The organism is Dehalococcoidia bacterium, assembly GCA_021295915.1.
Lineage (GTDB): Bacteria > Chloroflexota > Dehalococcoidia > Lucifugimonadales > UBA1123 > VXRN01.
In genome coordinates, this window is the sequence record JAGWBK010000077.1 from 1,768 (window position 1) to 8,688 (window position 6,921).

The following is a 6,921-nucleotide window of genomic DNA, read 5'->3' on the forward strand; positions in this document are numbered from 1 at the left end:
TCAATCTTGACGAGGTAGAAGGCGTAGGCAAGATATTCGAGCTCGAGGCGCAAGCGTACGATGGTCACGACATCGAAGCCCAGGTGGAGGAGTACCGTAGTCGCCTGGTTGCGTACATCGGCCCTTACATAGATTGCTCCAACGAAGATCTGGTTGGTGGTACGTCCTGTTCGTCGGCGATAACCCCTGGCTAAGAAGTCTCGAACTCCATCGTGTGTGATGTGGGTATTTCTCGGGAGGGATGGAACTCCCCTCTAGCTGGTGAAGAACAGGATGCCGTTGAATGAAATAGGGGCGCGCCACATGGCACGCCCCTGCTTTTGCCTAAGCTAAGACCCCGCTAGGCTACACGTTAGTAGCAGCCGGCCTACCCTCGATGGCGTGCCTGACCTCGGGGTTGACTATCGACATCGGGAACGAGCCGTTCAGCAGACGCGAGGTCTCCTGCCCGACCTGGACTCCCGACCTGACCCGCGACATGTTCGACGTGCCTGCCGAGTGCGGCGAGACAACGACGTTGTCCATCTTCAGCAGCGGGTTGTCCGGCGACGTCGGCTCCTCCTCGAATACGTCGAGGCCCGCGCCCGCGATCTGTCCGCTCTCAAGCGCTGCGATCAACGCTGCCTCGTCGATCACCGGCCCGCGGCAGGTGTTGACGATGTACGCAGTCTGCTTCATTGCCCTGAAGAAGCTCTCGCCGAGCAGCCCACGCGTCTCGTTGTTCAGAGGCGTGTGGACGGATACGAAGTCCGACTCCGCTGCCAGCTCTTCGAGGCTGCCGACGAGCCTGACCCTGTACTCCCTCGCTATCCAGGGCGGGCAGTATGGGTCGTACGCGATGACGTCCATGCCGAACGCCTGCGCCTTGCGGGCCGTGGCCCGAGCGATGTTTCCGAAGGCGACGAGCCCCAGCGTCTGGTCGTAGATCGGCACCATCGGCATGATGGCTGCGCGCGTCTCCGCGCCCCACTTGCCGGCCTTAACCAGGTCGTTGAGCTGCGCCAGCTTCTTTGCGCACGCCAGCAGCAGCAGGATCGCGTGGTTCGACACCTCTTCGGTACAGAAGCCGGCCGAGTTGACGACCATGATCCCCTGGTCCGTCGCGGCCTCGTGGTCGATGTGATTGAACCCGTGGCTGCCGACGAGTATCGCCTGCACGCCCTCGGTCTCCTCGATCACTTCGCGGGAGATCGGCACACCGGCGTTGATGACGATGTCCGCGCCGGCCATCGCCTCGATGGTCTCACCATCGCTGCTGCACTCGTACTTCTCCAGCTCGTAGTCCAGCCCCTGGATCTGCTCTTCGATCAGCTCCGTGTCTGCTTCGCCTCTACCCGATATAACCGAAATCTTCAGTGTCACTGTTTCCTCCTTGTCAAAATCCCGTCGTTCCGGCGACGGCCGGAACCCAGTTTGCTAGCCATTGGTTTCAATCCGGAGAAGATCGTCCAAGCCCTACCACCGGGTGGTAGTGGGCGGCTCTCACTCCTCTTCACTAACTCCTCGAAAATTGCATTAGTACAATCTTCTCGGCCTGCCCGGCGACTCTCGTTCGCCAGGGTGCTTATAGCCTCCAGTATTGTGTCGATCTCGCGGTCCTCGGTGAAGAACGCGCAGCACAGCCGCATCGCGCTCTGCTGAAGCGCGGGCCGTCCCAGCACCTTCCACCTCTCGAGCATCTGCGAGTTGACTTCGTCCCCGTCCAGGCCGTCCACCGATAACGTCACGATGCCCGTCGAGAACTCGTGGCTCTCGGGACTGCGCAGCACCGCGCCCGGTATCTCGGCGATGCCCGCCTTCAGCCTGTCCGCAAGCTGGGTCGAACGCGCCTCGATGGAATCCATGCCCACGCCATCGAGGTACTCGATCGCCTTACCCATCGCGCCGTACAGCACGGTGTGACGACCGCCGAACTCGAACCTGTGCGCCGTGTCGAGGAACTGCAGCTCTTCCATCGTGCTGCGGTCCAGCGTCCCCGCCTGCGACCCCGTCCACGACACCTTGAGCCTTTCGACCCAGTCTCGCTTCACGTAGAAGTAGCCTGTGCCCCATCCGCCGAGCAGCCACTTGTGGCCTGTGCCGGCGTAGAAGTCGACGTCCATGTCGCGCAGATCAATCGGGAACTGCCCCGCCGACTGCGCCGAGTCCATCGCGACAGGCACGCCCCGCTCGTGGGCGAGATCACATATCTCCTTGGCAGGCAGCCGCGTTCCGGTGTCGGTCGTTACGTGGCTGATGCACACCAGCTTCGTGCGCTCGTTGATGAGCACGTCCAGCCCTGCCAGCATCTCCTGCCGGTCCTCGGGCAGGCCCATCTTTCTAATCACGATGCCCCGCTCAGCCGCCAGGTTGAGCCACACCATGATCCCTGTGGGGTGCTCCTCATCGGTGACGATCACCTCGTCCCCGGCATTCCAGTCCATACCGTAGGCGACTGTGCTGAGCCCCTCAGACACCGACCTCAGCAGCGCGATCTCCTCGGGCGTGACCCCGAAGTGCTCGGCGACCGTCCCACGCGCCCTCTCGAACTCCTCGTTGATCGGCCCCTTGACCGACGGGATGTCCGGCCCAGCCTCCATCGCGGCCCTGTACTGACCGGTGATGGAGTCGACCATCTGCCGCGACAGCGGCCCCGTGCCGCCGGTGTTCATGTAGATCGACTCCCCCAGAGCCGGGAAGTCAGAGCGAATACGGTTCAGATCAAGCGCCATTGGGGTCCTCCTTAGGGAGACGATGTCGCGTCACATTATACGCACCAGTCCAACCCTTGTGGGGAGGCCCGACCACCTTTGAGATTCAGCCCATGCGGACGGTTTGAACCACAATACCGAGGTTCGGCGCCCTGGCAAGTCGCCCATCGGCAGTCAGCAGGGGCAGACCATAAGCGCGAGCGGCCGCTACGTAGAAGGCATCATAGGCGCTGACGTTATGGTAGTACTGCCATGCGACTGGGACCAGATCCCGATGAGAAATGCGTCGCACTGGCCAATGGGCCAGACTCTCTACGACGAGCTTTGCTCGCGCTTCCTCCAGTGCACCACGCAGCACACTCCGTCGCAAGGCAGACAGCACTTCAGCGTCGATCAACTCCGGGGCAACAAGCGAGGCGTTCTCGAGAGTGTCAGCCAGCGTAAAGCCGAGTGGGGTCTTCAGGAGATACTCGACCGCAACCGATGCGTCGACTACGTATCCAGCCACTCTGTCTCTAATTCACGTTGATCCCGTGCTTCGGCAATAAGAGTTGCCGCATCCACGCCAAGGTCTGTCTTAGGGTGTTCGGCAAAACGCTTCTGCCAGTCCGCCCATGCCAGCTCACGCTCTAAAGCAGTCAGCACCACTGAACTCATGGTGCAGCCGTTTTCCAGCGCGTGACGACGCAGACGTTCGTGGAGTGCATCGGGAATGTTCTTCACCTGTAGGTTAGCCATATCATGATAATAGCATGATCTACGCATGAACTCAAGGCTACGGGACCAGTCCCTTAGCTAGATGTATGTAGGGGCGGTTCGCGAACCGCCCCTACGCCAGATGGAGTAGGTTCGCAGAAGCCTCTCTCCTTCAGAGCCTGCCCCATGCTTGATATGGGGAGGAGGGTTGGGCTGAGAGTGAAATCTCACCGCCCCGCATACGCCCGCCGGACCGCATCATGCACGAACTCATAGTAGTCAGTGTGCGCCCTCTCGATTGGCACCACGAGGTCGCCCAGGTCGCCCGGCTCAGGTATCCACGCCGCCGGGTCGGGCAGTGGACGTGCGGCGCAGGCGAGCTCCCAGTAGCCGAGATTCCGAACAGGCCCCGACGCCGCCTCGTAGTACTCCAGGAACGGCTGAGCCGCCTCCTTGATGCCGCGCAGGTACGCGTCCATCCTGAAGTAGCCGACGCCCGGACGCATCCCAGTCCACCACGGCCGACACTCGACCGTCGGCCCACAGTATGTTCCCGGGCCAGAAGTCCATGTGGAGAAACACCGGACGGTCAGCGACCTGCGAGCCGCGCAGCTCCCGAATTGTGCCGTAGATCGTCTCCGACAGCGGGTGTCCCGCCATTCGCTCAGGGTACTCGCCCGACAGGAAGTACAGTGCGAGCTCGTTGCCGTCGTAGATGTTGCGACGGTCGTCGTCATCGAGTCTGATGTCGTGGATCCTCAGCAGCAGTTCAGCGATGTCCTTCGCCCACACCTTCGGATCGCTCGGATTAGCGTTCTGCGTCCCTTCCACGTAAGTCGTGACGATCCCCGGCACCCCAAGCAGCTCCCCGGTGGCGTCGAGCAGCACCGGCTCAGGTGCGGGAATGCCGCCCTTCCGCGCGATACGCAGCCCGTGAAAGTCGGCTGTCGCGCGTTCCGGGTCTGGCTCGTCAGTCATCCGCTTGACGACAAGCCGCAGCCTGCTGCCCCCCGGCGACAGCGTATCCAGCACCTGCACCGAGTTCGGGATCACCGACACCAGCCTGTGCCCCGGCACAACAGCGTCTATAACCCGGGACGCAAGTTTCATGTGATCAGCCGGCACTACAGCAGCCCCTTAGATATGACAGGGGGTATGAGGCTGACAGTCAGCCATGAATTCCAATCAATTTCCCCCTCTCCCTTGACGGGAGAGGGCTGGGGTGAGGGTGAAAACCTCGCAAGAGGACGAACCCTGAACAGGCCCTAACTCCTCACACCACCGGCCTCGCCAGCGTCTCAGGCGACACCTTCCGAGGCAGCCACTCGCCATCCGACGAGCTGCCGACCAGCTTCCCGTCCTCCACGATCACCTTGCCCCTGAGCATCGTCTTCACCGGGTACCCCTCGCACTCGAACCCCTCCCAGATGCTGTAGTCGGAGTCCGCGTGCAGGTCGTCTAGCGTCAGCGTCTTGTGAATGTTCGGGTCTATGAACACTAGGTCGGCGTCGCTGCCCGGAGCGATGGCGCCCTTGCGCGGGTACAGCCCCAGGATCTTCGCCGCGTTGGTCGAGGTGATGTCGGCGAACCTGTTCAGCGACATCCCTCCCTGCGACACGAACTTCGTAAACGCCACAGGCATCCGAGTCTCGATGCCGTTGTGACCTCCGCACACCGACTCGATCGTCTGACCCCAGAACTTGACGTCCTTGTACGTCGTGCCGGCCGTCCATCAGCCCGAGCTGTAGCGCGTCCCTGTCCGACGCGAACTTGATCGCCGGGTACGTGTGAATCCCCGTGCCGTTCGGCTTCTTGTAGTCGTCGCAGGTGAACTCCAGGTAGTTGTGCAGCGCCTCACCGTACACCGGCTGACCCCGGTCCCTGGCCTCCCCAACCGCTGCCACGCCCTCCTTCGCGGTGATGTGGACGAAGTAGATCGCGACCTCGGCGTGCTCCGCCATCCTGATCACCTTGCGGAACGACACGTCCTCGGAGATGTTGCTGTGCACCAGGTGCAGGTTGTGACCCTGGTCACGCCCCTCCCGCTTCAGCTTCTCCTCCATGTAGTGCACCATGTCGTCGTCCTCAGCGTGAACCGCCATGATGCCGCCGCCCTTCGAGACCTCCTCGAAGATGGCCTGAAGGTGACCGTAGGGCACGCGCCCTCCGAACGTCGTGAAGATCTTGAAGCTGGCCTGACCGGCCTGGATAGCCTCTCCGATCTCCCCGATTGTACGAGGACTCACCGCGCCAGCGAGGATGTAGTGGTACGCAAAGTCGATATAGCTGTGACCGTCGAACGCCTGACGCCGCGCTTCCATCTGCCGCATGATCGGGTCTGGAGACACGGGGTCGTCAGGAGTGACAGGCAGAGTCCCCGCAAAGTCGAGAAGCGTGGTAACGCCCCCGAACGCCGCGGCTCTTGTTGCCGCCTCAGGAGGCTGCGTGAACACCTCAGGCCGACCGGCCCACTGCTCAGGCACAGGAATGCCGATGTGCGTGTGCGGCTCGATCCCGCCCGGCAGCACGATCAGCCCCGACGCATCGACCACCTGCGCCCCCTCAGTCGCCAGCACCCCCGGATGCGCCAGCCCAGCGATCTTCCCATCCGAGATGGCAACATCCACCTCCGCCACCCCCTGCGGAGTCACAACCCGTCCACCAGTAACGATCGTATCCAACATGATGACTCCTCCCAAGTGTGGCTTACAGCCCGATGGTATGTCCGAGCCCGCACACCGTCAAGGATTGCGATGTAGAACGTCCCACACCCGTCATTCCGGCGAAGGCCGGAACCCAGAGCGGTGAGACTACCAAATCTGGACTGGCAGGCACACCCTTCCCTAGGTTGTACGAAGATCCCCTCTCCCTCAGGGAGAGGGTTAGGGTGAGGGTGAAAGCCGGGCATTCGGTCATCGTTGTGCAGGCCACAAAGCTATACGCGCCATGAGTTGGTACTAAATGGGATTGCGAACGGTCAACTGCGGGATCCATCATGGAGACAATATGCCGGACAAGCACACCCTGACATCAAGCCTCCGACATCTCGGCGCACTGGCAACCACCACCCTGCTGACCGCCACCCTACTCGCATGTTCCAGCACCACCGAAGAACCTCCCAGCAGCCAGCAGGTGTCCGCCACAGAGGCCAAAACCCAGTCCACCAAAAAGCAGTGGTCCGAAGACAAAGACGAGTGGAAGTCACTCCCAGACGGCACCACCCTTGAGAGGACCGCCAGGCTCGCCGAGGACGCCGGAGGCGCCGGACGAGGAGACCGCACAGTCCTCGTGCTTCCAACGGACTTCGTCGACGGCCGGACTCCGCTCATCGTCTCCCTCCACGGCTACGGAGCAGACTCCGACTTGCCATGGAAATTGCCATATGTCATCGGCCTATCAGGCTGCTGAAAAAGGCTTGCTGAGGCCTCGTTCTTTGGGTTGGCGGGATACAATGCTCTCACCAGTCCAACTGCCCAGGAGAACACCCCATGAGAGGTCGACGCAATCCACAGTCCACAATGCTCGCGTTCGTCAA

Annotated in this window: 9 protein-coding genes; 3 read left to right on the forward strand and 6 right to left on the reverse strand. The window is 61.9% G+C overall.

Annotated elements, in window-relative coordinates; all coding sequences use genetic code 11:
- A partial coding sequence (locus J4G14_14875; GenBank protein MCE2459072.1) for a hypothetical protein occupies nt 1–194 on the forward strand: 194 nt, incomplete at its 5' end.
- A gap of 151 nt (nt 195–345) precedes the next feature.
- On the opposite strand, the gene J4G14_14880 is transcribed toward J4G14_14875, so the two are convergent.
- The 6 genes from J4G14_14880 to J4G14_14905 all read right to left on the reverse strand — a co-directional run bounded on the left by J4G14_14880 (nt 346) and on the right by J4G14_14905 (nt 5,028).
- Nucleotides 346–1,362 carry a C-terminal binding protein gene (locus J4G14_14880; GenBank protein MCE2459073.1) on the reverse strand — a complete coding sequence of 339 codons (1,017 nt, stop codon included), beginning with the start codon at nt 1,360–1,362 and terminating at the stop codon, nt 346–348.
- A complete protein-coding gene (locus J4G14_14885; protein ID MCE2459074.1) occupies nt 1,359–2,711 on the reverse strand; it encodes an aminotransferase class V-fold PLP-dependent enzyme in 1,353 nt (450 codons plus the stop codon). The genes J4G14_14880 and J4G14_14885 overlap by 4 nt, the downstream gene beginning before the upstream one ends.
- 85 nt (nt 2,712–2,796) lie before the next feature.
- Nucleotides 2,797–3,198: a type II toxin-antitoxin system VapC family toxin gene (locus tag J4G14_14890; GenBank protein ID MCE2459075.1), complete on the reverse strand. Its 402-nt coding sequence runs from the start codon at nt 3,196–3,198 to the stop codon at nt 2,797–2,799.
- Nucleotides 3,183–3,428, reverse strand: coding sequence for a toxin-antitoxin system HicB family antitoxin (locus J4G14_14895; protein ID MCE2459076.1), 246 nt, complete (start codon nt 3,426–3,428; stop codon nt 3,183–3,185). The genes J4G14_14890 and J4G14_14895 overlap by 16 nt, the downstream gene beginning before the upstream one ends.
- 288 nt (nt 3,429–3,716) lie before the next feature.
- Nucleotides 3,717–4,496 carry an aminoglycoside phosphotransferase family protein gene (locus tag J4G14_14900; GenBank protein ID MCE2459077.1) on the reverse strand — a complete coding sequence of 260 codons (780 nt, stop codon included), beginning with the start codon at nt 4,494–4,496 and terminating at the stop codon, nt 3,717–3,719.
- 163 nt (nt 4,497–4,659) lie between these two features.
- Nucleotides 4,660–5,028 carry an amidohydrolase family protein gene (locus J4G14_14905; GenBank protein MCE2459078.1) on the reverse strand — a complete coding sequence of 123 codons (369 nt, stop codon included), beginning with the start codon at nt 5,026–5,028 and terminating at the stop codon, nt 4,660–4,662.
- A 202-nt stretch (nt 5,029–5,230) separates the two neighbouring features.
- Here J4G14_14905 and J4G14_14910 point away from each other — a divergent pair, with 202 nt between their 5' ends.
- Both J4G14_14910 and J4G14_14915 read left to right on the forward strand, forming a co-directional pair.
- Nucleotides 5,231–6,145 carry a hypothetical protein gene (locus J4G14_14910; protein ID MCE2459079.1) on the forward strand — a complete coding sequence of 305 codons (915 nt, stop codon included), beginning with the start codon at nt 5,231–5,233 and terminating at the stop codon, nt 6,143–6,145.
- Nucleotides 6,146–6,392: 247 nt separating this feature from the next.
- On the forward strand, nt 6,393–6,794 hold the full coding sequence (locus tag J4G14_14915) for a hypothetical protein (GenBank protein ID MCE2459080.1): 402 nt from the start codon (nt 6,393–6,395) through the stop codon (nt 6,792–6,794).
- The last annotated feature ends 127 nt before the right edge of the window (nt 6,795–6,921 follow it).